Annotated in this window: 18 protein-coding genes; 12 read left to right on the forward strand and 6 right to left on the reverse strand. The window is 54.8% G+C overall.

Translation table 11 applies throughout. The features are described 5' to 3' along the window. Positions 1-248 precede the first annotated feature (248 nt). Together prmB and aroC are read left to right on the forward strand one after the other, a co-directional pair. Entirely contained in the window at positions 249-1,244 is a 996-nt protein-coding gene (gene prmB, locus ZBT109_RS05305; RefSeq protein ID WP_084261829.1) for a 50S ribosomal protein L3 N(5)-glutamine methyltransferase, read from the forward strand. A 39-nt stretch (positions 1,245-1,283) separates the two neighbouring features. Then, the gene (aroC, locus tag ZBT109_RS05310; RefSeq protein WP_027705382.1) at positions 1,284-2,375 is read left to right on the forward strand and encodes a chorismate synthase; all 1,092 of its coding nucleotides are present in this window, start codon (positions 1,284-1,286) and stop codon (positions 2,373-2,375) included. 348 nt (positions 2,376-2,723) lie between these two features. On the opposite strand, the gene ZBT109_RS05320 is transcribed toward aroC, so the two are convergent. After that, entirely contained in the window at positions 2,724-3,641 is a 918-nt protein-coding gene (locus ZBT109_RS05320) for a LysR family transcriptional regulator (RefSeq protein WP_027705383.1), read from the reverse strand. Between the two features lie 274 nt (positions 3,642-3,915). Here ZBT109_RS05320 and leuC point away from each other — a divergent pair, with 274 nt between their 5' ends. From leuC to ZBT109_RS05340, 4 genes are all read left to right on the forward strand, one after another. Then, complete coding sequence (gene leuC / locus ZBT109_RS05325) at positions 3,916-5,361, forward strand: 3-isopropylmalate dehydratase large subunit (protein WP_027705384.1); 1,446 nt, start codon at positions 3,916-3,918, stop codon at positions 5,359-5,361. A gap of 33 nt (positions 5,362-5,394) precedes the next feature. Further along, positions 5,395-6,030, forward strand: a complete 636-nt coding sequence (leuD, locus tag ZBT109_RS05330) for a 3-isopropylmalate dehydratase small subunit (RefSeq protein ID WP_027705385.1) — start codon at positions 5,395-5,397, stop codon at positions 6,028-6,030. A 146-nt stretch (positions 6,031-6,176) separates the two neighbouring features. Further along, a complete protein-coding gene (gene leuB / locus ZBT109_RS05335) occupies positions 6,177-7,262 on the forward strand; it encodes a 3-isopropylmalate dehydrogenase (protein WP_027705386.1) in 1,086 nt (361 codons plus the stop codon). Positions 7,263-8,851: 1,589 nt separating this feature from the next. Beyond that, positions 8,852-10,096, forward strand: coding sequence for a multidrug efflux MFS transporter (locus ZBT109_RS05340; protein ID WP_051523881.1), 1,245 nt, complete (start codon positions 8,852-8,854; stop codon positions 10,094-10,096). 515 nt (positions 10,097-10,611) lie between these two features. Here ZBT109_RS05340 and ZBT109_RS05350 read toward each other — a convergent pair. Continuing rightward, the gene (locus tag ZBT109_RS05350; RefSeq protein ID WP_051523882.1) at positions 10,612-11,073 is read right to left on the reverse strand and encodes an Ivy family c-type lysozyme inhibitor; all 462 of its coding nucleotides are present in this window, start codon (positions 11,071-11,073) and stop codon (positions 10,612-10,614) included. Between the two features lie 393 nt (positions 11,074-11,466). Between ZBT109_RS05350 and ZBT109_RS05355 the strand changes: the two genes are divergently transcribed. Together ZBT109_RS05355 and ZBT109_RS05360 are read left to right on the forward strand one after the other, a co-directional pair. Continuing rightward, entirely contained in the window at positions 11,467-12,933 is a 1,467-nt protein-coding gene (locus tag ZBT109_RS05355) for a mannitol dehydrogenase family protein (RefSeq protein WP_027705388.1), read from the forward strand. Positions 12,934-13,900: 967 nt separating this feature from the next. Beyond that, on the forward strand, positions 13,901-14,206 hold the full coding sequence (locus ZBT109_RS05360) for a hypothetical protein (RefSeq protein ID WP_027705389.1): 306 nt from the start codon (positions 13,901-13,903) through the stop codon (positions 14,204-14,206). Positions 14,207-14,380: 174 nt separating this feature from the next. Here ZBT109_RS05360 and ZBT109_RS05365 read toward each other — a convergent pair whose 3' ends face one another. Genes ZBT109_RS05365 through queC form a run of 4 tightly spaced genes read right to left on the reverse strand, consistent with a single transcriptional unit; the run spans position 14,381 to position 16,924 of the window. After that, the gene (locus ZBT109_RS05365) at positions 14,381-14,665 is read right to left on the reverse strand and encodes a YkgJ family cysteine cluster protein (protein ID WP_051523883.1); all 285 of its coding nucleotides are present in this window, start codon (positions 14,663-14,665) and stop codon (positions 14,381-14,383) included. A 41-nt stretch (positions 14,666-14,706) separates the two neighbouring features. Further along, complete coding sequence (locus ZBT109_RS05370) at positions 14,707-15,546, reverse strand: 6-carboxytetrahydropterin synthase (protein WP_027705391.1); 840 nt, start codon at positions 15,544-15,546, stop codon at positions 14,707-14,709. Between the two features lies 1 nt (position 15,547). Then, positions 15,548-16,192, reverse strand: a complete 645-nt coding sequence (gene queE / locus ZBT109_RS05375) for a 7-carboxy-7-deazaguanine synthase (protein ID WP_027705392.1) — start codon at positions 16,190-16,192, stop codon at positions 15,548-15,550. 3 nt (positions 16,193-16,195) lie between these two features. Continuing rightward, on the reverse strand, positions 16,196-16,924 hold the full coding sequence (gene queC, locus ZBT109_RS05380; RefSeq protein WP_051523885.1) for a 7-cyano-7-deazaguanine synthase QueC: 729 nt from the start codon (positions 16,922-16,924) through the stop codon (positions 16,196-16,198). A gap of 342 nt (positions 16,925-17,266) precedes the next feature. Between queC and trhP the strand changes: the two genes are divergently transcribed. From trhP to ZBT109_RS05405, 4 genes are all read left to right on the forward strand, one after another. Next, complete coding sequence (trhP, locus tag ZBT109_RS05385; RefSeq protein ID WP_027705394.1) at positions 17,267-18,643, forward strand: prephenate-dependent tRNA uridine(34) hydroxylase TrhP; 1,377 nt, start codon at positions 17,267-17,269, stop codon at positions 18,641-18,643. Positions 18,644-18,971: 328 nt separating this feature from the next. Beyond that, the gene (locus tag ZBT109_RS05390) at positions 18,972-19,544 is read left to right on the forward strand and encodes a hypothetical protein (protein WP_027705395.1); all 573 of its coding nucleotides are present in this window, start codon (positions 18,972-18,974) and stop codon (positions 19,542-19,544) included. Positions 19,545-19,774: 230 nt separating this feature from the next. Beyond that, positions 19,775-20,131 carry a superantigen-like protein SSL4 gene (locus tag ZBT109_RS13920; protein WP_179949539.1) on the forward strand — a complete coding sequence of 119 codons (357 nt, stop codon included), beginning with the start codon at positions 19,775-19,777 and terminating at the stop codon, positions 20,129-20,131. A gap of 337 nt (positions 20,132-20,468) precedes the next feature. Beyond that, a complete protein-coding gene (locus ZBT109_RS05405) occupies positions 20,469-22,178 on the forward strand; it encodes a ShlB/FhaC/HecB family hemolysin secretion/activation protein (protein ID WP_197714370.1) in 1,710 nt (569 codons plus the stop codon). Positions 22,179-22,316 lie beyond the last annotated feature (138 nt).

Consider the following 22,316-nt stretch of genomic DNA (forward strand, 5'->3'; position numbering starts at 1 on the left):
AGTTGTCGGCGTGATGCTTGTTACAAAGCAGGATCGGTTACGATATGCGCATGTTAGAAATGTGCCGGATTAGGTAGCGCTTACTGATATTATATAAAACAGCGGGTTGCATGAACAAATGTCTGTGCGACACGTTACTCTCGATTACACAATGATGCAGGTTATCGCTTGATTGCCCCTTGCGTCGGGGTAAACTTCCCGCATCTCTGATTGAATCATCCCTCAATTACACGAATCATAATCATACTATGTCCAACTTCGATAATTATGCCGCAGTGCCCGGCGAGCAGCCTTCCGTCCGCCTGCCGAGCCTAGATACGCTTCAACTAAGCGATCATATCGTGGCCGAGGCGCTACTGACGCCGCGCGATCTGCTGCGCTGGTGCACGAGCGTCTTCGAGCAGGGTCAGCAAGGAAAGCCACTTTACTACGGGCATGGCACGACAACGGCCTGGGATGAAGCGGCGGCGCTGGTAATGGGGGCGCTGAATCTGCCTCATGAAGCAGCACCGGAAGTGCTGGATGCGCGTCTGCTGCGCGCTGAGCGTGATCACATCATCCGCTTGGCCCGCCTGCGCATCGAAACGCGCCGTCCGCTGCCCTATCTGCTCGGTGAGGCTTGGTTTGCAGGGCTGCGCTTCAAGGTTGATGAACGAGTGTTGATTCCGCGTTCGCCCATTGCTGAGCTTATCGAAGACGGCTTTTCGAGCTGGTTCCCGGAACGCGATCCGGCGCGTGTGCTTGATCTGTGCACGGGGTCTGGCTGTATCGGTATTGCAGCAGCGCTGGCGTTGCCTACCAGCCACGTCGTGCTGGCCGATATCAGCGACGATGCGTTGGACGTGGCGCGTATCAACCGCGACCGTTACGATCTGCAGCAGCGCGTGGATGTCGTTAAGAGTGATCTTTTCTCTGGGCTAGAAGGTCAGCGTTTTGACCTGATCGTTTCCAACCCGCCCTATGTCGATGCTGATGATCTGGCGGCCATGCCGGCTGAATATCATCATGAACCGGCGTTGGCGCTCGGTTCTGGGGCTGACGGTCTTGATCTGACGCGCCGGATGCTTGCAGAAGCGCGCCAGTATCTGACAGATGATGGTATTCTTATCGTTGAGGTTGGCAACTCCGAGCGCCACCTGCAAGACGCTTTCCCTGAACTGCCGTTCATCTGGATCGAATTCGAACGCGGCGGCCACGGTGTGTTTGCCTTGCAGGCCAGTGATCTGGAGCTGCTTTCACGGTAATCGGCGGCTGCGCCAGACGGCAATGATAAGGTAGAGGAAATGGCGGGTAACACATTCGGCACCCTATTCACTGTAACGACGTTCGGCGAAAGCCACGGTCTGGCCTTAGGCGCGATCGTAGATGGCTGCCCGCCGGGAATTCCGCTAACCGAAGCGGATCTTCAGCACGATCTGGATCGTCGTCGACCAGGGCAATCTCGCCATACCACGCAGCGCCGCGAGCCGGATCAGGTGCGCATTCTGTCCGGCGTATTCGAAGGGGTGACGACCGGCACGCCGATTGGGCTGCTGATTGAGAATACGGATCAGCGTTCCAAGGACTACTCACAGATAAGTGAGCAGTTCCGACCGGCTCATGCTGACTACACTTATTGGCATAAATATGGTCGCCGCGATTACCGTGGCGGTGGCCGTAGCAGTGCCCGTGAAACCGCTATGCGTGTGGCGGCCGGGGCCGTGGCGAAGAAGGTGCTGGCGGCTAAAGGCATTCAGGTGCGCGGCTACATGAGCCAGCTGGGGCCGATCGAACTGCCGTTCGTTGGCTGGGAGCACGTCGAGCAGAATGCGTTCTTCTGTGCCGATCCGAGCAAGGTAGAAGCGCTCGAAACCTATATGGATGAACTGCGCCGCGCGCAGGACTCTATTGGTGCCATTATTACTATCGTGGCTGAAGGCGTACCGCCGGGTCTGGGCGAGCCGATTTTTGACCGTCTGGATGCCGAGTTGGCGCACGGCCTGATGAGCATCAATGCCGTGAAAGGTGTTGAAATCGGCGCAGGTTTCGCCAGCGTGACGCAGCGTGGCTCAGAACATCGTGACGAGATGACGCCGGAAGGTTTCCTCTCCAACAATGCGGGTGGCATCTTAGGCGGCATTTCCAGCGGGCAGCCAATCGTTGCGCGCCTGGCGCTAAAACCAACCTCCAGTATCACCACGCCGGGGCGTAGCATTGATATCCAGGGCGAGCCGATAGAGCTGGTCACCAAAGGGCGTCATGATCCCTGTGTGGGCATTCGTGCTACTCCGATTGCCGAGGCCATGATGGCATTGACCTTGGTGGATCACCTGATGCGCCATCGTGGTCAGTGCGGTGATGTTCACGTCGATACACCGGTACTACCGCAGCTATAACGCCGCTGGCAATAAATGAGTCCAGAACGCTGAGCCTGAAGCAGATCCTGCTTCAGGCTTTTTTGTTGCCGGATGAAAGGGGCCGTTAGTGGCGGGGCGAATCAAGAGAAATTGTGGATTTCACAGATGTCATCTTATAACGCTATTGCCATTAACGGTGGGAAGGACAACGCTGCCTTCCTGCCTTCCTGCCTTCCTGCCTTCCTGCCTTCCTGCCTTCCTGCCTTCCTGCCTTCCTGCCTTCCTGCCTTCCTGCCTTCCTGCCTTCCTGCCTTCCTGCCTTCCTGCCTTCCTGCCTTCCTGCCTTCCTGCCTTCCTGCCTTCCTGCCTTCCTGCCTTCCTGCCTTCTTAACCTTTGTTGTTTTGAGGGGATGGGATATTGGAATTAATTGTGCTGTCCTGCGTGGCGCTCAGCAGGGCAAGCATCTGCTTGGCCGCGGCAGACAAGGTACGGTCGCGATGATGCAGTGCGCCTAGGTAGCGCTCAATAGGGGGGCAGTCAACGGTCAGGCGCGTTACGCTGTCATCGACCATGGTGTCGGGTAGCAGGCTCCAGCCGAGTCCCACCGAGGCCATCATCTTGAGGGTCTCGAGGTAATGGGTCGCCATCACCACCCGTGGGGCAAGGTGTGCTCGGGTGAAACGGTCCATGATCAGAGAGCGCGTGAAGGTCAGAGGGTTCGGCAGTACCGCATCGTGCTGGCTCAGCGTTTCCAGTGTCAGTGGTTGTTGGCTGCACAGAGGGTCGTCGTGGCTGGTGACGAAGCAGAGTCTGTCGCACCACAGTGGCATGACGGCATAACGTGCGTCTTCATTGGGAGCAAGGGTAACCACTGCCAGCTCCAGTTCACCTTCCTTTATGCCGTGATAGGCGTCTTCTGAGTCCAAAAAACGCAGGTCGAGCTGTACATTAGGATATCTCTGCCGAAATTGGCGCAGGATCGAGGGCAAGCGGTGCAGGCCAATGTGGTGGCTAGTGCCTAGCGTGAGTCTCCCGGTGATCTCGTGCTGCTCATGCTGCAACGAACGCTGTGTGTCATCCATCAGTTCCAGAATTTGGTGCGCGCGTGGCAGCAGACGCTGGCCCGCCTCGGTCAGACGTACCTGTCGGCCAATGCGGTCGAACAGCCGCTTGCCCAGCTGGTGTTCTAAGGTAGCCACGCGCTTGCTGACGGCGGATTGCGTCAGATGAAGGTGCTCGGCGGCCGTTGAGAACGAGTGGGCTTCTGCAACGGCAATGAAGGCGCGCAGTCCTTGGGTATCCATAACGCATCACCTTGGCTTGGCATCGTTGATTTGGGAAGAGCCGCTGCATGTCTCTCGGCCACTTCATTTTATATTCTAAAATGGAATGGGTTGTATTAGAAATATGAATTGATTTCATGCTTTGTGGCAGTGTAGTCTTGCTGCATATAGCGCGTGTTTGACTATAAATGATATCTTGTTTCTTTCCTTGCTTAATCACAGCAATAAAATGGTGGTTGTGGCAAGCATGAAGGTGTTTGTTGCTTGGAAAGAAAGGTGATTCTGGGAGAATGACATGGCAGGACAGACGCTTTACGACAAACTCTGGGCAGCGCACCTCGTGCAGCAGCGTGAAGATGGTTCTTCACTGCTCTACATCGACCGTCAGTTGCTGCACGAAGTCACGTCACCGCAGGCTTTCGAAGGGTTGCGTCTGGCGGGTCGCAAACCGTGGCGTCTGAGTGCCAACGTTGCCACGGCGGACCATAACGTGCCGACGACGCTGCAGGAACGCAAGGAAGGCATTGACGGTATCCGTGATGATATCGCCCGTATTCAGGTGTCCACGCTTGACGATAACTGCAGCGCCTTTGGTGTCACGCTGTTCTCGATCAACGATGAACGTCAGGGCATTGTGCACGTTATGGGGCCGGAGCAAGGCGCGACCTTGCCGGGTATGACAGTGGTCTGTGGCGATTCCCATACGTCTACTCATGGTGCTTTTGCGGCCCTGTCACACGGTATCGGTACGTCCGAGGTCGAGCATGTGCTGGCCACACAGTGTCTCATCCAACAGAAGATGAAGAACATGCTGGTGCGTGTCGAGGGCGAACTGGGTGCTGGTGTCACGGCGAAGGATGTCGTGTTGGCCGTAATCGGCCGCATCGGTACGGCTGGCGGTACCGGCTATGCCATTGAGTTTGCTGGTAGCGCGATCCGCAGCCTTAGCATGGAAGGCCGTATGACGGTGTGCAACATGGCGATCGAAGCGGGGGCGCGTGTAGGGCTTGTCGCCGTCGACCAGACCACCATCGACTATATCAAGGGCCGCCCGTTTGCACCGAAGCCGGAGCAGTGGGACGCGGCCGTTGAGAGCTGGAAGCATTGGGTCTCCGATAAGGATGCTCACTTCGATCGCGTCGTCGAGATTAACGCAGCGGATATCGAGCCGCAGGTCAGCTGGGGCACCAGTCCTGAAATGGTCTTGCCGGTCAGTGCTGCCGTGCCTGATCCGGCCAAGGAAGCGGACGAAACGCGCCGTCGCAGCATCGAACGTGCGCTTGAATACATGGGCCTTGAAGCGAATCAGAAAATTTCTGATATCCCGGTAGACAAAGTGTTTATCGGTTCGTGCACCAACGGTCGTATCGAAGACATCCGTGAAGCCGCGCGCGTTGCGAAAGGTCGCCATGTTGCACCGTCCGTCAAGCTGGCGATGGTGGTGCCGGGGTCTGGGCTGGTCAAGAAACAGGCTGAGAAGGAAGGTCTTGATCGTATTTTGATCGAGGCAGGGTTTGAATGGCGTGAACCGGGTTGCTCCATGTGCCTGGCGATGAACGCCGACAAGCTGGGCAACGGTGAGCACTGTGCCTCTACGTCCAACCGCAACTTCGAAGGACGTCAGGGATACGGCGGTCGTACGCACCTCGTCAGCCCTGCCATGGCAGCGGCAGCAGCGATTGCGGGCCATTTTGTCGATGTCCGTGATTTCGACCCTGAACCGTTGGCGGCTACCGCCTGATTTCTGACCACAGTCCGTTCGGAGAATATTGGCATGGAAAAATTCACTCGCATGACCGGCCTCGTGGCACCGCTTGATCGCGCCAACGTGGACACCGATCTCATCATTCCGAAGCAGTTCCTCAAGTCCATCAAGCGGACGGGGTTCGGCCCCAACCTGTTCGATGAGCTTCGCTACCTTGATGAAGGGCAGCCGGGTCAGGATTGCAGCACACGACCGCTCAACCCCGAGTTCGTCCTCAACAAGCCGCGCTACAAAGGGGCGCAGGTGCTGATCGCGCGCGATAACTTTGGCTGCGGTAGCTCTCGCGAGCACGCCCCGTGGGCACTGAAGGACTTCGGTTTCCGTGCGGTCATCGCGCCAAGCTTCGCGGATATCTTCTACAATAACTCGTTCAAGAACGGGCTGTTGCTGATCCGTCTTGATGCCGAGATCGTCGATCAGCTGTTCCGAGAAGTTGATGCGAACGAAGGCTATGCGCTGGATATCGACCTGACCGAACAGAAGGTCACCACGCCAAGCGGTGAAACGTTCTCGTTTGATATTGACCCGTTCCGCAAGCACTGTCTTGAAGAGGGGCTGGACGACATCGGCATTACCCTCCAGCAGGCGGATGCTATTCGAACCTTTGAAGCGCGCTATCATCAACAGTTCCCTTGGCTGGCCTAAGGGATGACTTCCAAGGGGCCGAGGCGATCGGCCCCTTTCTGGCCCTGGTGTGATAGGGCATCATGGCCGCTGAAAATACAGGCGCATATCGCGAAGGTTGAATGCAAAAGGCCTCCGATAGCGATCATTCATTCTGGAGAAGAAAGATGACAAACCGCATTCTGGTATTGCCGGGAGATGGTATCGGGCCGGAAATCACAGCAGAAGCCGTCAAGGTGCTGGATGCCTGTTATGAAGAAGGCTTCGACATGGAGCTGGTGTTCGGAAAGGTCGGCGGGGATGCTATTGATGCCACAGGCGTACCGCTTCCCGATGAAACCCTGAAAGCCGCGCATGATGCCGATGCCATCCTGCTGGGCGCCGTTGGCGGCCCGAAATGGGAAGCATTGGAGCCGCGCGAACATCGTCCTGAAAAAGGGCTGCTGGGTATTCGCAAGGGTCTGGAACTGTATGCCAACCTGCGCCCGGCCATCCTGTACCCGCAGCTGGCGGAAGCCTCTACGCTGCGCCCAGAAGTAGTGTCCGGTCTGGATATTATGATCGTGCGCGAACTGACAGGTGACATCTACTTCGGTGAGCCGCGTGGTTTTGGCGAGAAAGAAGATGGCACGCGCTATGGCTACAACACGTACATCAGCGATGAAAAAGAAATTCGTCGTATCGGTCGTACGGCGTTCGATCTGGCCCGTAAACGCAATCGCAAAGTGTGCTCTGTCGATAAAGCGAACGTGCTGGAAGCATCCATGCTGTGGCGCGAAATCATGAACGACATCGCGAAGGACTACCCGGATGTCGAACTGTCCCACATGTACATCGACAATGCGTCTATGCAGCTGGTGCGTGCGCCGAAGCAGTTCGACGTGATCGTGACCGGCAACATGTTCGGTGACATCCTGTCCGATGAAGCTTCCATGTTGACGGGCTCTATCGGTATGCTGCCGTCCGCTTCCCTCAATGCCAGCGGTCAGGGCATGTTCGAACCGAGCCACGGCAGTGCGCCAGATATCGCGGGTCAGAACATCGCTAACCCGCTGGCAACGATCCTCTCCGCGGCTATGATGCTGCGTTACTCGCTGGAAGCGCCAGAGCTGGCCGATCGCATCGAACGCGCCGTAGGCGACGTGTTGGATCAGGGGCTGCGCACGGCGGACATCATGCAGGAGGGGGCTCGTCGCGTTACGACCTCCGAGATGGGTGATGCCGTGGTCGAAGCGTTCAAACGCCTGAAATAATCCATTGCCCCTAGCGGCAATGCAGGCCCGGTGGCAATGCCATCGGGCCTGTGTGTTTATGGGTCTTTCGCACTTTCATTCCCCCTCTCCTTGGGTGCTGTTGGCAATAGCCCTACGTCCATTTTCATCGGTGATGGTATGTTTGATGGCGATGGCATGCGGTTCTGATCGCTTACTAGCGTCTGCGTTCTTAGAGGCTGTTTCATAACCTGAGTAGTTGCTTTTCCCTTTTTAAAATAAACGGCTTTTACTGCAGTTTTGTGGTTTGAAGTAATGGGTATGAGGGTGATGAAACACGCTCTTATTGCCGCCAGATATTCTTCTATGTTGATGACGTATTGACGATAGGTCGGTTAACAGAATGCTACTGTTTCCTGTCTGTCTGTCTGTCTGTCTGTCTGTCTGTCTGTCTGTCTGTCGGGGGGGCTGGTACGCCATGCTACTAGGTAGAGCTAGACAGAAGAAAAGTGGCTCTTGCAATGGCTCGCTTTGGCGCTAGTATCTCATTGATATAAAAGTATGTTTCTCTCGCCAGATAGGGGTATAAGTGCTGGCTATGGATGTTGCCACTGAGCGTATTTCATCACCCCAGCACCTATACCATCGAAGGCACTTCAATCCACAAAGTTGCGCTAGAAACCGCCTATTTTGGAAAGAGTAAAAGCAATTATTCAGGTTATGAGGCCGCCTATAATTTCAGTATGGTGATTCATAGCGGTCATCATTCATCATATTTCTATCATCAATAGGATGTTTTTTAATAATCTATTTTGATGTTCAAACCATAACAGGATTGTCATGATATATAGTATTTAGAGAGTGTTTTATAGGTTCAACAAACATTCGCTTCGTTCAGGTGTTTAAAATCTCAAAAACGCGGTAGAAATCATTCATTCTAGAGATGGGGAAATAAATTATTTGGGGTATAAAACGTCCTCTTAGTTTGGTTGTTAATAAATAATAATTTATGGATTTTTTATAATCGTATGGTATGAATGATAGGGGGCCTGCATTTTGTATCGAGCGTCAGTATCATCAGATTAATGATGGCTGGTTTTTTATTTTTGTTGTAGATTATCATTAGTTACAGCAATTTTACTGATGCCTTGATACTGCACATATCTTCCGACTCCCTTATGTTCTATATAATAATAAATGGATCGTCATTTAGTGAATGATGATGCTTCCATCACCGTTATCAATATTATGGTCTTCTCTGTGACACGTAGACTTATCTGTTCTTGTCGGCTTGCTGTTTTCATATTTTGGCGTGTGTCGATGCTTATCTTAAGAGGTGTGCCGATATAAAGCATGTGCTTTTTATGTCGGGGAAAGCATGGCTGTTCTTGATGCTGGGTGCCTATCTTGCTTGAGCTTGAGTCGTACCGTAAAGAAAAACCGTGCTGTGATGCAGATCGGGTAGAGGCCCACCGATCATGGGCGTATGCTATTTGAGTAGCGTGCTAAGTGGCGGCAAGGGTGGTGTTTTCGCCGCGCAGCAGGTAGGCGCAAGTCGGGCATCGTTATCCGTGGGTGGCAGCGCTATCGGATGGCATGGTGTATCAGGTTTTTGTCGTGACAGGTGATTCATGGAGCTCAACTGGAAAAGAAATCTCGCGTCAGTGTGGCTAGGGTGTTTTTTCACAGGGTTGGCCATGAGTCAGATCATGCCTTTCCTCCCGCTCTATGTGGAGCAGCTGGGCATCCATGAGCATGGGGCGTTAAGCTTGTGGTCAGGCCTGGTGTTCAGCAGTACCTTTTTGGTGGCCGCCATCGTTGCGCCGCTGTGGGGTAGTCTGGCAGACAGAATGGGGCGACGCCCCATGTTGCTGCGCGCGGCACTGGGCATGGCCATCGCGATTGCTTTGCAAGGTATGGCGACTAATGTCTACCAGCTGGTAGCGCTGCGGGCGTTGATGGGGCTGGCATCAGGTTTTATTCCCAATGGCATGGCGCTGGTCGCTTCTCAAGCCCCCCGTGAGCGCAGCGGTTGGGCGCTTGGAACGTTGTCGACGGCGCAGGTAACGGGCGTTATTGCCGGACCATTGCTGGGTGGCTTCTTGGCTGACCACATTGGTCTTCGGTGGGTCTTCATGCTGACATCGGGCATGATGTTTATAAGCTTTCTGGTCACGCTCTTTCTTATTCGGGAAGGGCGCGTGGTTCAGGTCGAGCGTAAGGACCATATGAGCAACCGCGAGGTGTTTCGCTCGTGGCAGTACCCGATGTTAATGCTGACTCTGTTCATTACTACCCTGATGATTCAGGTGGCCAACGGCTCCATTGGGCCAGTGCTGACGCTGTTCATTCGCTATCTGATCGGCGGAGGGCAGGAGAACGTCGCCTTCATGAGCGGGATAGTGGCCTCGCTGCCTGGTATTGCCGCCTTGATCGCGGCTCCTCGGTTGGGGCGCCTTGGTGACAAGGTCGGTATGGCAAGGATTCTAGTGCCAGCGTTGGCAGTCGCGGCGCTACTGTTCATCGCGATGTCACTGGTTGCGACCCCATGTCAGCTGGCAGGGCTGCGCTTTCTGCTTGGTTTTGCCGATGGCGCGTTACTGCCAGCGGTGCAGACTCTGCTGGTCACTTTCAGTAGCCAGCGGGTGACGGGCCGTGTGCTGGGCTACAATCAGTCCTTTCTCTACTTGGGCAATATGCTGGGTCCCATGATGGGGTCGACCGTCTCTGCGCTGTGGGGGTTCCGCTGGGTGTTCGTTGCCACTTCGGTATTGGTAGCCCTCAATGCGATCCAGCTGTTCATCAATGTGCGGCGCTTGCCGCGAGAGGTACGGTATGGGCACAAGCTGCCCGAGGACAAAATGACATCTCGCTGATGACTAAATAAAAAGGCCGCATTTAGCGGCCTTTTTATTTGATGGGACATTGTCATTATTATGATGTGTACTTGTCGGTTAGAGCCTCTTATGACGGAGGTGACGATGTAACAAACAATGCCCTTTAAAAAGAAAAACGCGCCAGCGGGCGCGTTTAATAGGAGATGCTTTTTTCATATCGGCAAAAGTCGCAGTGCCTTGAGTACATTATCGATCATGTCTTTTTGCTACATGAACATGCGGCCCTGACAGAAGATAAGGACGTCTGCAGGGTGACACTGCGCTTATATGAACGCATGGCGTGTAAAAAGGGACGCATGGAAGCCATGCGTCAAACAAGAGCCTTTTGACACGCCATACTTATCGGCGCAAAAAAATCTATTTTTAGCATTCCTTTCATTTTTGTCTGATTTAGTAAATCCGCAGACTGAAAACGAGAAGGGCGCCCAATTAACGATTCTTGCGCCCTTTACGGTGTTTGATATATCGATGTTGCAAGCCCCGAAGGCTGACAACTACTGCGCTGCTGAGTACGCCTTGAGAATCAGCGTGCGTGCGCTGTCGTCGACATCGCCGAACCAGTCGAACGTTGTCGTGGTCAGCGTGCCGCTGGCACGCTGTCGCTCACGAATCAAGGCACCGCGTACGTTGCTGTGGATGTCGACCAGAGCGATGTACTGCTCCGAGCTGCAGTCATGGGGTTTGCAGCCAGTGATCACAGTATAGATAAGACCGTCCTGTTCATACTTGCCCACTGGACTGGCGGTGCCATAGTTGGCCACCCATTTGTGCTGATTCAGCAAGGGTTTTGTGGCGTGCTGGAAGGCCTGCTGAGTTTGCGGATGGCTTTTCATATAAGCGTCAGGATAAGTTTGAGCTTCGTCTGCCACGGCTTGACCCATCGTCAACAAGCTCAATGTTGCGAATAGCAGGTGAGAGGTGGTGTGGCAAAATGTAGCATGCAGTGACGGGCGCATAATGAGGCTCCTTCAGCGAAAGAAAAATGAGCGATATGGAGAACGCTCATATTGGCTCAAGATAGCGTCTTTTTACGAAAAGTGAACGGTGTTTAGTGCCAATTGGATAAAAACGGAGTGTTGTAGAGAATTCCGTTAGGGGACGATAATAGTTGTATTCAAAAGTAAACACGTTTCGTCTATCCAACCAAGGTGGCATAGAAGCCCCTGTCAAAAAGGATAACTATACGTGCAAGCCTAACGGTAACAGTCGTGTTTTCGGAGAAAAGCATCGCCTATGATGCGGTTTTTCAATGAAAAATGAGACATGTTGCCTTTGTGATGGGCACCCATTTCCATTGGTTATTCATTGACCATTCCCCTATGGCAACCCTGACACAAGGAGCGCCTCAAATGCTCAACAATGAAACCCTGTCTACTCTGCCGAGCTCCATTGCTACGCCCGACTACGATCGCAGCACTGTAACTCCGGGTATCGTTCACTTCGGTATGGGTAACTTCTTCCGTGCTCACGAAGCGTTCTATATTGATCGCTGCTTGGCACGTGAAGATCAGCGTGACTGGGGTATCGTCGGTGTCGAACTGATCGACAACGACGCTATGCGTGAAAAAGCGGCTGCCTACAAACGTCAGAACGGTCTGTACTCTCTGACTGAAGTTGATTCCGACGGCAGCTCTTCCGTTCGTGTCATTGGTTCCGTTATCGACTACATGCACGCACCGGAAAACCCGGAAGCCGTCATCAAGCTGCTGGCTGATCCGGCTATCCGCATCATCAGCATGACCATCACTGAAGGTGGCTACAACATCGACGAGAACACAGGCGAGTTCAATCTTGAACACGCTGGTGTCAAGCACGACCTGGCCAACCCGCAGAAACCGCAGACCGTGTTCGGTCTGGTGATCGAAGCGCTGCGTCGTCGTCGTGATGCAGGCGTAGGTCCGTTCACCATCCTGTCCTGCGACAACCTGCGTCACAACGGTACGGTTGCTAAGAAAGCCTTTACTGGTTTCGCACGTGCTGCTGATGCTGAACTGGCTCAGTGGATCGAAGCGAACGTCACGTTCCCGAACGCTATGGTTGACCGTATCACGCCGGCCGTTACTGCTGACGCGATCAAAAAACTGAATGCAGGTAGTGGTCTGCAGGACGAACTGCCGCTGCTGACCGAAACCTTCATTGACTGGGTTCTGGAAGACAAGTTCTGCGCAGGTCGCCCGGATCTGGCCGCTGTTGGCGCTCGCATGACAGACGACGTGACTGGCTACGAGCAGGTCAAAGTCCGCATGCTGAACGCTTCTCACACTATGCTGGCTTGCCCTGCAGTACTGCTGGGCTATGAATTCGTTCACGAAGCCATGCAAGACCGTGACCTGGCGGCACTGCTGGAAAACTTCCTGAACCTCGACGTTATCCCGACGCTGGATGCTCCGGCTGATCTGGATGTTCAGGAATACAAACGCTCTGTTCTCAACCGTTTTGCCAACCCGGCAATGGCTGATCAGCTGCTGCGTATCGCGGGCGATACCAACTCCAAGATCCAGGTATTCTGGACGGATACGTTCGAACGTAACCTGAAAGCTGGCAACGACATTTCTCGTCTGGCCTTCGGTGCAGCAGCATGGCTGGAAGTGCTGTGTGGCAAGAACGAAAAAGGTGAATCCTTCGAAACGTTCGAACCGACGCTGACCGCTGAACAGCGTGCTCTGGCGAAAAGCGATGATCTGGCAAAAGGTCTGGAACTGTCTGCATTCGACCCGTTCCGCGCTCAGATCAACGATGCTTTCCGTGCCGCAGTGGTTGAAGCACGTCAGGCCATCCGTGCAAACGGTGTCAAAGGCGCTCTGCCGAAAGCGTAATGACAAACGAGCAAGGCAGCGGTTAACAATGCTGACCTAGGCTTACTGTCATAACGTCAAAGAGGGAACGGATTCGTCCGTTCCCTCTTTTTTTATGTGCGGTGAACCGGCTGAGAGGCTGTTTCATAACCTGAGCAATGGCTGTTGCCCTTTCTAAAATAAACGGATTTTACCGCAGTTTTGTGGTTTGAAATCTCCTCAATGACATGGGTATGGGGTTATGAAACACGCTCTGAGTGCGCCGTGAAAGGATGAGTAGCGCATGGCTTATTATTTGCAAAATGGGATACAAATGCCTTGATGCGATCGCTGGACAGACCTTATCGAGGATTGCTCACGGGGTAGCTTGGGCCAGGCTGCTGATGCACTTGTCGTCGTTTACGTCAAGCTGGTGCGCCTAAGCTGGTTAAGAAACAGGCCAACAAGGATGGTCTTGATCACATACTGATCATTGCAGAGTGCCAATGGCGCAAGTTAGACGGTTGGCTTCATGTGTTGAGCTATGAACGTCAGCAAGTTGGGTAACGGTAAGTCTACACGTTGAAGGCAAAGCGTTCGGGCTATCATCAGTGATCGCGGCAGGCACTGCAAAAAGCCGTGTCGGCATATTCCTTTGACCTGATTTTATGCGTCGTGATGAGATATGTTGAGAAATACGGCTCATGCTTTTCATCTTTCAAGCCGTTGCCTAAAGGGTATTGCCGCTATCGTGGAAGGCTATGCTCCGCTATGAAGGGGACCATGACCGCGTTGATGTCGCGCTGGCTAGGCGGCCCGCTCCTGTCTGAGTGCAGGCTAAATCCCACGATAAGGCATCATATCGCGGATAAAAGGCATGTATTTCCGCGAAATGTGGCGCTACAACGTGTGACAATGGTCGTCACATGTATCATGCGCTCATTATATGACTAAAGCGTTATCTAAAGCGCTACAAGCAGAACGTTACTTTGAAAGAAGGGAGAACGGTATGAAACGACTCGCGTGGGGCATCATTGGCAGTGTGCTTGTATTGGCGTTCAACGTATCCGCAACCGTGGCACCATCCTGTACCGATGCGGCTGGCAGTGCGCGCTGTGTCAGCGTAGATGCAGCCAATGGGCAGGGTTCTTCATCGGCAGGGGTGTCCGGCAATGGCTATCGCCCGCAGGTTGAAGAGCGCCATGCGCTTTCTTCCCCCGTCTCTCGTGCCGCATCGCCTGCGGCACCTTATCCGCTGTCGTCCAGTACATTGGGGGCGAATGAGGATGCTCAGTATGACGATGGCTGTGAATAACGGTCGTCGATTAGAAGGGCGCGCCTCTCCCCTTAAGAGACTGTTTCATAACCTGAGTGATTGCTTTTGCCCTCTCTAAAATAGACGATTTCTACCGCAATTTTGTGGTTTGAAGCCTCTTCAATGATATGGGTATTGGGGATGAAATATGCCCTAAACGGGCAGTTTCAAAGCCTATAGCGTTGCTGTTTCCAGCAGGGTGATATTGTCCAGTGCTGCCCCATTATCCGTACCACACAGGGAGAGGTCGTAGTCGAAGGCACGACAGACCGTTGGACGCTCGGGAAGGCCAAACAGTCGACATAGATTGCGGTCATCAAGCTGCACACAGCGTACGCCGGCCGGTTTGCCTTCCGGCATGCCGGGAATCGGCGATGTGATGGAGGGGGCGATGCAGCAGGCTCCGCAGCCGGGGCGGCACCCTTGATCCGAAGAGGCGGTGGGAATACGGGCATTCATGGTCGGTCCTCTTCGGGGGTGATAAACCGTGTGGTTCGGAGTTAACGGTGTGCTTCGGCAATGGCGCCCTTGCCGATGCCTTCGAAAGCTTGCACACGAATGCGGCCAGGCTGCATTCGTGCGGTTTCATTAGCGATCCACTGGGCTATTTGTTCGACGGTCGTCGTCGTGGGCAGAATAGCGGCACGCTGGCGTGGCAGCGTCATGCGGAAGTGGCCTTGGGGAGCATCATACGCGAGCGAGAGCGTATCGCCATCCTCGGCACCGATACAGTCCTCGCGATCCGCCAGATAGATATCCGCCAGTCGTTCACACCAGTGCTGGATCAGGGCTTCATCTAGCTCGCCGTCGCGCCAGATATACAGGCGGGAACGGTGACCGTGAGCGATGCGCTGGCAGTTGCCAATATGACGCTTGAGGCCGTGGCTGTAGCCATAGCAGAATCCTTCGGGAATCGGTTCCTCGCGCAGCGTGAGCTGAATGTCGGTGACACGCGCCGGAGGGCGCTTCATCAGCTGCTCCGACAGATAGCGACCAATGCGATCGGCGTCGATAATTTGCCACGGTAGCAGAGTAAATGCTTGGCGCGGTGCGCGGATTTCCATTGGCCAAGGTGAAGAGAAACGAACGCACAGCCCTTCACGGCATTCTGTGACGCTGACGCCCGCCATCTTCGTCGGTACCAGTAGGGTATGGTCTACGGTGCCATCGACGTGCTGCTTGACCCACGGTTTGACTTCACCGAAATCGAACAGCATGCCGTCTTCGCCCAGTTCTCCGTTCAGCAGCAGATCGACGTGCCAGCTGGCCCCGACTAAGCCGCGTTCACCGCACCACCAAGACAGATCGAGTGCGGAAAGGCCGTGTACGAAAAGACTCATCTCAATCGATTCCTATGATCTTGTGCATCTGAAGTGAGAGCTGCCACTGTGGGTGCTGCAGGCAATAGGTGAGTGCCCGTGCTTGAGTGGTGCCTTGCTGGCCCAACGGTATCAGATCCATTGGCTGAAGGTAGAAATGCTGGAAGTCCAGCGTTTCGAAGCGTTCCGGTAAGGCATCCGCTTGAGGATAAACCAGCTTCAACTCGTGACCGGAAGTCTGTACCAGCGTGGTCGCGCCCTTGGGGCTGACGCAGATCCAGTCAATGCCTTCTGGGGCGGGCAGCGTGCCGTTCGTTTCCACGGCAATCTCGAAGTCACGCGCATGCATGGCCTCGATCAGTGCCTTGTCCAGTTGTAGCAGTGGTTCGCCGCCCGTAAAGACGACGTAGCGTTTGCCACTGGCTGCCAGATAGGGCCACAGTGCATCAAGATGGTCTGCCAGTTGATCGGCGGTCACGAACTTGCCACCGTTCTGTCCATCAGTACCGATGAAATCGGTGTCGCAAAAGCGGCAGGCACTTTTTTCGCGATCCTGTGGGCGTCCGCTCCACAGGTTACAGCCCGTAAAGCGACAGAATACGGAGGCGCGACCGGCCCGTGCCCCTTCTCCCTGCAGAGAGTAGAAGGCTTCTTTGATAGCGTACATGTGTTATCCCTTGGACTGACGGTAGGGCACGGGATCGGTCAGGCCGTGGGCTGCGAAGGCTGCTAAGCGTTCACGACAGCTGCCGCATTCACCGCAGGCCGCTTCTTCACCTAGGTAGCAGGTCCACGTATCGGCGTAGTCGAGGCCCATCGCAATGCCATCGGCCAGAATGTCAGCCTTGCTGGCGGTCAGGTAAGGGGCATGTACCTCAACGGGGGTGTAGTTAGCGATACGGGCGACGTCCTGCATCTTCTCGACAAATTCTGGACGGCAGTCGGGATAGATGGCGTGATCGCCGCCGTGTGCGCCATAAAAACAGTGTTCGGCGTCGATGTTGACGGCGTAGCCGATAGCCAGCGACAGCAGGATCATGTTGCGGTTGGGCACAACCGTCGAGGTCATGTTGCCCTCGTCGTAGTCGCCCGTTGGCAGTGCCTGGTCGTTGTTGGTCAGTGAGGAGTTGTCGATCAGACCGTGAATGGCACGAATATCGACGACCTTGTGTGAAAGGCCCAGCTGCGCGCAGACCTTGCGCGCCGATTCCAGCTCGCGAGAATGGCGTTGGCCATAGTTGAACGACAAGGCGTGCACTTCGAAGCCTTGAGCAATCGCCTTGTGCAGCACAGTGAACGAATCCATGCCGCCAGAATAGATGACGACGGCGCGCCGTGAGGCTGGAATGGAAGAAGAAAGGACAGCGTTGGACGCTGATACAGGCGTGTGTTCAGACATGGCGGAGAATTTTTCCCGATGAATGAATCGGTGATCCGGGATCCGGTCCGGAGAGCCTGCCAGAAGTAAGGCGAGCGTGCGCTTGGCTTCTGACTACGAAAAATGCCGATAAAAGGCGGTGAATGGCCTTCTTCAGCAGCGAATGACGCGCCTTTCCATGAAACGTGAAGTAGGCCTGCGTCATAAGGGCGCCATTCTAACCCCTCGTTCAGGGGGATGCCAGCCCGCGAATGCTGTGTCGTGGCATCCTTGGGGCGCATCGCGTACAATCATCTGTCATTCGTAGATGCGGCGTCCTGCCGCATTCATCCGCTGCATTCGGGTATCAGGTAGTTTCCTGTCATGACCAAGACCACACTTCGCGCGCCGGAGCTGCTTTCTCCAGCAGGTACTTTCAAGAACATGCGTTACGCCTTCGCTTACGGCGCTGATGCGGTCTATGCCGGTCAGCCACGGTATTCGCTGCGCGTACGCAATAACGACTTCAAGATCGACAACCTGCATAAGGGGATCGATTACGCTCACGAGCGCGGCAAGCAGTTCTACGTTGCGTCTAATATCGCGGCACACAACACCAAGGTAGATACGTACCTGCGGGATATGGCGCCAGTGATTGAGGCTAAGCCGGACGCGCTGATCATGTCCGATCCGGGGCTGATCATGCTGATTCGTGAGCGCTGGCCAGAGCAGACCGTTCACCTGTCGGTTCAGTCCAACGTTGTCAACTATGCGGCTGTGCGGTTCTGGCAGCAGCAGGGCATCAAACGCATCATTCTGTCGCGTGAGCTGTCATTGGACGAAGTGGCGCGTATTCGTCAGGAATGCCCGGATATTGAGCTGGAAACTTTTGTTCACGGCGCGCTGTGCATCGCCTATTCCGGTCGCTGCCTGCTGTCCGGTTACTTCAACCACCGTGATCCGAACCAGGGTACCTGCACCAATGCTTGCCGTTGGAAGTACGACACGGTTGAGGCCACGACCGATGACAGCGGTGATCTGATTCCGGTGGCACAGGTCAGTGGGCAAGCCAACGTCGGGCGTTGGTCGCCGGATGGTCAGAGCCAGCCCGGCACGCTGTCAGCGTTGATCGAAGATACGACGCGCCCCGGAGAGTTGATGCCTGTCGAAGAAGACGAGCACGGTACCTACATTATGAACTCGCGCGATCTGCGTGCCGTACAACACGTGCCGCGCCTGACCGAAATGGGTATTCACTCGCTCAAAATCGAAGGCCGTACCAAGTCGCCGTACTATGTGGCGCGTACCGCTCAGGTTTACCGTCGTGCGATCGACGATGCCGTGGCCGGTCGTCCGTTCGACATGCGTCTGATGGACGAGCTCGACAACCTTGCCAACCGTGGCTACACCGAAGGCTTCTATCGTCGTCACGTCCATGATGCCTATCAGAACTACGAGAATGGCCACTCTATTGGCGTGCATCAGCAGTTCGTGGGTGAAGTGATTCCGGAAGGGTGTACGGCCGATACGCTGGAAATTCGCGTCAAGAACCGTTTCGGTGTCGGCGATACGCTGGAGCTGATGCTGCCGGGCGGCAATCGCCGCTTCGTGTTGGATGGCATGGTGAAGCGCTCTACGGGTGAGCGCATGGACGTCGCGCCGGGTGACGGCCATATCGTGCGTATCCCGCTGCATGGTGATGCCATCGCGCCTGAACGTTTGCAGTATGGGCTGCTGATGCGTGATCTGCAGTCGGCATAATCGGCTGCCAAGCAGTGAATTGAAACAGGGCGGGGAGCGTAAGCTTTCCGCCCTGTTTCTTTTTATAAGCGACGGGTGAGAATACGGAACGCTGTGTGCGTTTCTGTTCCTTTGTGCAGGCAACAATAATGCTATGATGATCAGGCAAAAGGAATGACCAGTGTTTGGCTCTATTGCGTGCAGTTTCAGCCTCAATGGGCAATCACTTTTTTATGATCGATGCCTGTAGTGTCGATCATCGAGCAGAGAGCGCGGCCTTCATGCCTAAGGCAACGATCACGCAGCGGGCTCGCTCTCTTCAACTCTGCTGGCAAGGGACCATCGCCCCATGAAACTCTTTTATATTGACCGTATCAACGATCACGTACCCGGTGATTTCAATTCGATCGAGAGCTTCCTGACTGCTGTAACGGAATCGCTGAAGAAAACGACCGAGTTGGATACTGGCAAGCATGACATCGTGCGTGAACTGCTGACCTGCTCTCTGTTGCAGGACACTGACTGCGATGTCGTCGTGCTGCGTTCCGAGAACAGCCTGATCCTGACGGCCTACAACCACGTCATCGATTACTTCCAGCCGTCCGATGTGGCGCGCAAACCTGTCTACGACCTTGAAATCCGTCTGATTCCGGACATGGAAGAGCTGAACCCGCAGCAGCATATCCCGACACGTGACGTGTTTGAATGCTTGCAGCTGACGTCGATCAAGACGGCCGCTGGCAATGTACGTTCCACTCTTGAACAGGATGGTTGGAACTTCACCGAAAAACCGTTCGTCAAGCAGGAAGAACCTTCCCATCGCCGTGTACAGATGTTCCGCAAGGGTGACCACTATATCTTCCTGTCTTTTGCCTGCAATGAACGTCAGCCTGTTCAGGAAAGTGAACAAGCGGACAAGTAATCGTAGAGTTGTTTCAATATTTTAATATTGAAATAATGCTATATTGCGATGCGCTGGTTGTATGCAATAACCGGCGCATCAAGGCGTACCCTGTTATCAATTGCTTACTTGTTGCTTTTCCTCACTGGCCTAGTGGCATTATCTGTACCATGCCATATCTGCTACGCCCAATAAGTTAAGATGCTCACAGTTTGATTATATATCTACTGCTTTCTTCAAATTAAAAGTGCATGGGCTATTGCGGATACGGATGGGCGGCAGCAGCATATTGCTCAACGCCTCAACGCCTCAACGCCTCAACGCCTCAACGCCTCAACGCCTCAACGCCTCAACGCCTCAACGCCTCAACGCCTCAACGCCTCAACGCCTCAACGCCTCAACGCCTCAACGCCTCAACGCCTCAACGCCTCAACGCCTCAACGCCTCAACGCCTCAACGCCTCAACGCCTCAACGCCTCAACGCCTCAACGCCTCAACGCCTCAACGCCTCAACGCCTCAACGCCTCAACGCCTCAACGCCTCAACGCCTCAACGCCTCAACGCCTCAACGCCTCAACGCCTCAACGCCTCAACGCCTCAAATCATAGTTATTTGGTGTGTTTTAGTGAGCGAATACTTAATAGGGTATTTGGAGTTATTTTTTGTAATTTGTGTTGTTAAATTGTGTTTTTGAATATCTTACGGGGCGCAAGATCAGCTGGCACTGAGGTAAGTAATTCCTCTCGGAATATACCCTTATTTTTCTTTTATCTGGTGGTGAAAACGGCCGAAATAATAAAGAGCTAATGCAAGAGTCGATAGCAGGCGATCAATGATAAGTGACTACTTAGGCCATGGCACATTATTAATATGACGTGTAAATATGTGCACGATTTTTCACATTATACAAAGCCGACATTATAACGAGCAGGCGGGGATAAGCGGATGGCTGAGATCACCAGGGGCGGGGCACACATTGCGATCCTGATGCTGGCGCTGGCGGGCAGCAATGCGGTGTGGGCAGCACCGTCATCGGTTAACGATGAACTCTTGCGTCACCAGCAGACCCAGCAGCAAGCGCGTGATGCACAGCTGGCGCCGCCTACCCCTGATATCCGCTTTGGTGTTGAGGGCCGTGGCATGGGGTCTTCCGCCTACCCCGTTGAGCTCCCGTGTTTCATGATCCGGCATGTGCATATCGACAACGCTGATCGTCTGCCGGGCTGGGCAGTACGTGAGCTGCAACGCGCAAGCGAGCCAGCGCTGAACCAGTGTCTCGGCTCTAGGGGGATCAATCTGTTGATGGCTCAGCTGCAGGATCGCCTGATCAATCATGGTTGGGTGACCACGCGCGTGCTGGCCCCACCGCAGAACCTGCTGTATGGGGAGCTTCATCTTAACGTCATGCCCGGTACCGTTCGTGAGATACGTTTTGCCGAAGGCAGCGATTCGCGGGTCTGGCTGCCCGCTGCAATGCCGGTGGCATCAGGTGACTTACTTGACCTGCGGGATATCGAGCAGGGGCTGGAGAATTTGCAGCGCCTACCGGGCGTGCGGGCAAGAATGGCGCTGCGGCCGGGGGCTGCGCCGGGTGAGAGCGATATCGTGCTGACCCGCCAGCAGCAGAATCGGCTGCGCTGGGGCGCATGGCTGGACGATACCGGTACCAAGGCGACGGGACGCAAGCAGGGGGGCGTTATGTTGGCGCTCGATAATCCGCTGGGTTTGAACGATATGTTTCAGCTGACTGCCAGCCGTGATACGGCCTTCATCCGCGAGCGGCATTCGCGCAACTACGGTCTGCAGTATTCCGTGCCCTATGGGTATTGGAAGCTGGGGATCAGTGCCAGCGACTATGACTATCGGCGTACCGTGGCGGGCTGGGGTGGCCGTACTTATGATTATACCGGTAGCAGCCACATGATGGACGTGTCGCTATCGCGCCTATTGCACCGTGGCACCTTCCATAAAACGACACTGGCGACCGATATCATGACCCGCCAGTCCCGCAGTTTCATCAACGGCACTGAAATCGACGTCCAGCATCGCGAGACGACGCACTGGGGGCTGGCGCTCGATCATCGACAGTATCTTGGGGCCGCTACTTTGGATATGGGGGCTCGCTACACGCGCGGTGTGCGGGCCTTCGGTGCCCATCCAGCGCCAGAGGAAGCCGTCGGTGATGCTACCGCGCTCTCGCGTATCTTCGGGCTATCGGCGCATGCCACGATGCCTTTCCACCTTTTCGGTCAGTCCTTCCGCTACCAGTCTCAGTACCAGTATCAGCGCAGCAATACCCCTCTGACAGCCCAGGAGCAGTTCGCCATCGGCAACCGTTGGACCGTTCGCGGCTTTGATGGCGAGAACACGCTGAGCGCTGACGAAGGCTGGTATTGGCGCAACGAATTGGGTTGGCAGATTCCGGCGACGCAGCAAGAGCTGTATATCGCACTCGATCACGGTGAAGTCGACGGCAATGGCAGCGAGTTGTTAGCCGGCAAGCGGCTAACCGGAGATGCGCTTGGCCTTCGGGGCCACCTCTATGGCACTGATTATGACCTGTTCGTATCGCACCCCGTTTCACAGCCAGAGAATTTTCGCACCTCAAGCGTTACTGCGGGCTTTTCGCTGAGCTGGCAGGGCGGCTTCTTCTAGTCCGGAAGTAAAGCGGTGGCCGATGCATCGGCCTATCTGACGTGCTCTTAACACAACACGAAGTGCCCCGTGACACGGCGGATGCCGTATCGCGAGGGTGCCACACACCTCATTTTCGTCTGTCTTTGCAGGGATATT

The sequence above is a fragment of the Zymobacter palmae genome (genome assembly GCF_003610015.1).
GTDB classification, from domain to species: Bacteria; Pseudomonadota; Gammaproteobacteria; order Pseudomonadales; family Halomonadaceae; genus Zymobacter; species Zymobacter palmae.

What these genes read in the sequence shown, in the direction of transcription:
- prmB (WP_084261829.1), top strand. Translation starts at nt 249, where the DNA reads ATGTCCAACTTCGATAATTATGCCGCAGTGCCCGGCGAGCAGCCTTCC.
- ZBT109_RS05320 (WP_027705383.1), bottom strand. Translation starts at nt 3,641, where the DNA reads ATGGATACCCAAGGACTGCGCGCCTTCATTGCCGTTGCAGAAGCCCAC.
- ZBT109_RS05360 (WP_027705389.1), top strand. Translation starts at nt 13,901, where the DNA reads ATGAAACGACTCGCGTGGGGCATCATTGGCAGTGTGCTTGTATTGGCG.
- queC (WP_051523885.1), bottom strand. Translation starts at nt 16,924, where the DNA reads ATGTCTGAACACACGCCTGTATCAGCGTCCAACGCTGTCCTTTCTTCT.
- trhP (WP_027705394.1), top strand. Translation starts at nt 17,267, where the DNA reads ATGACCAAGACCACACTTCGCGCGCCGGAGCTGCTTTCTCCAGCAGGT.
- queE (WP_027705392.1), bottom strand. Translation starts at nt 16,192, where the DNA reads ATGTACGCTATCAAAGAAGCCTTCTACTCTCTGCAGGGAGAAGGGGCA.
- leuC (WP_027705384.1), top strand. Translation starts at nt 3,916, where the DNA reads ATGGCAGGACAGACGCTTTACGACAAACTCTGGGCAGCGCACCTCGTG.
- ZBT109_RS13920 (WP_179949539.1), top strand. Translation starts at nt 19,775, where the DNA reads ATGGGCTATTGCGGATACGGATGGGCGGCAGCAGCATATTGCTCAACG.
- leuB (WP_027705386.1), top strand. Translation starts at nt 6,177, where the DNA reads ATGACAAACCGCATTCTGGTATTGCCGGGAGATGGTATCGGGCCGGAA.
- ZBT109_RS05365 (WP_051523883.1), bottom strand. Translation starts at nt 14,665, where the DNA reads ATGAATGCCCGTATTCCCACCGCCTCTTCGGATCAAGGGTGCCGCCCC.
- leuD (WP_027705385.1), top strand. Translation starts at nt 5,395, where the DNA reads ATGGAAAAATTCACTCGCATGACCGGCCTCGTGGCACCGCTTGATCGC.
- ZBT109_RS05370 (WP_027705391.1), bottom strand. Translation starts at nt 15,546, where the DNA reads ATGAGTCTTTTCGTACACGGCCTTTCCGCACTCGATCTGTCTTGGTGG.
- ZBT109_RS05405 (WP_197714370.1), top strand. Translation starts at nt 20,469, where the DNA reads ATGGCTGAGATCACCAGGGGCGGGGCACACATTGCGATCCTGATGCTG.
- ZBT109_RS05340 (WP_051523881.1), top strand. Translation starts at nt 8,852, where the DNA reads ATGGAGCTCAACTGGAAAAGAAATCTCGCGTCAGTGTGGCTAGGGTGT.
- ZBT109_RS05355 (WP_027705388.1), top strand. Translation starts at nt 11,467, where the DNA reads ATGCTCAACAATGAAACCCTGTCTACTCTGCCGAGCTCCATTGCTACG.
- ZBT109_RS05390 (WP_027705395.1), top strand. Translation starts at nt 18,972, where the DNA reads ATGAAACTCTTTTATATTGACCGTATCAACGATCACGTACCCGGTGAT.
- aroC (WP_027705382.1), top strand. Translation starts at nt 1,284, where the DNA reads ATGGCGGGTAACACATTCGGCACCCTATTCACTGTAACGACGTTCGGC.
- ZBT109_RS05350 (WP_051523882.1), bottom strand. Translation starts at nt 11,073, where the DNA reads ATGCGCCCGTCACTGCATGCTACATTTTGCCACACCACCTCTCACCTG.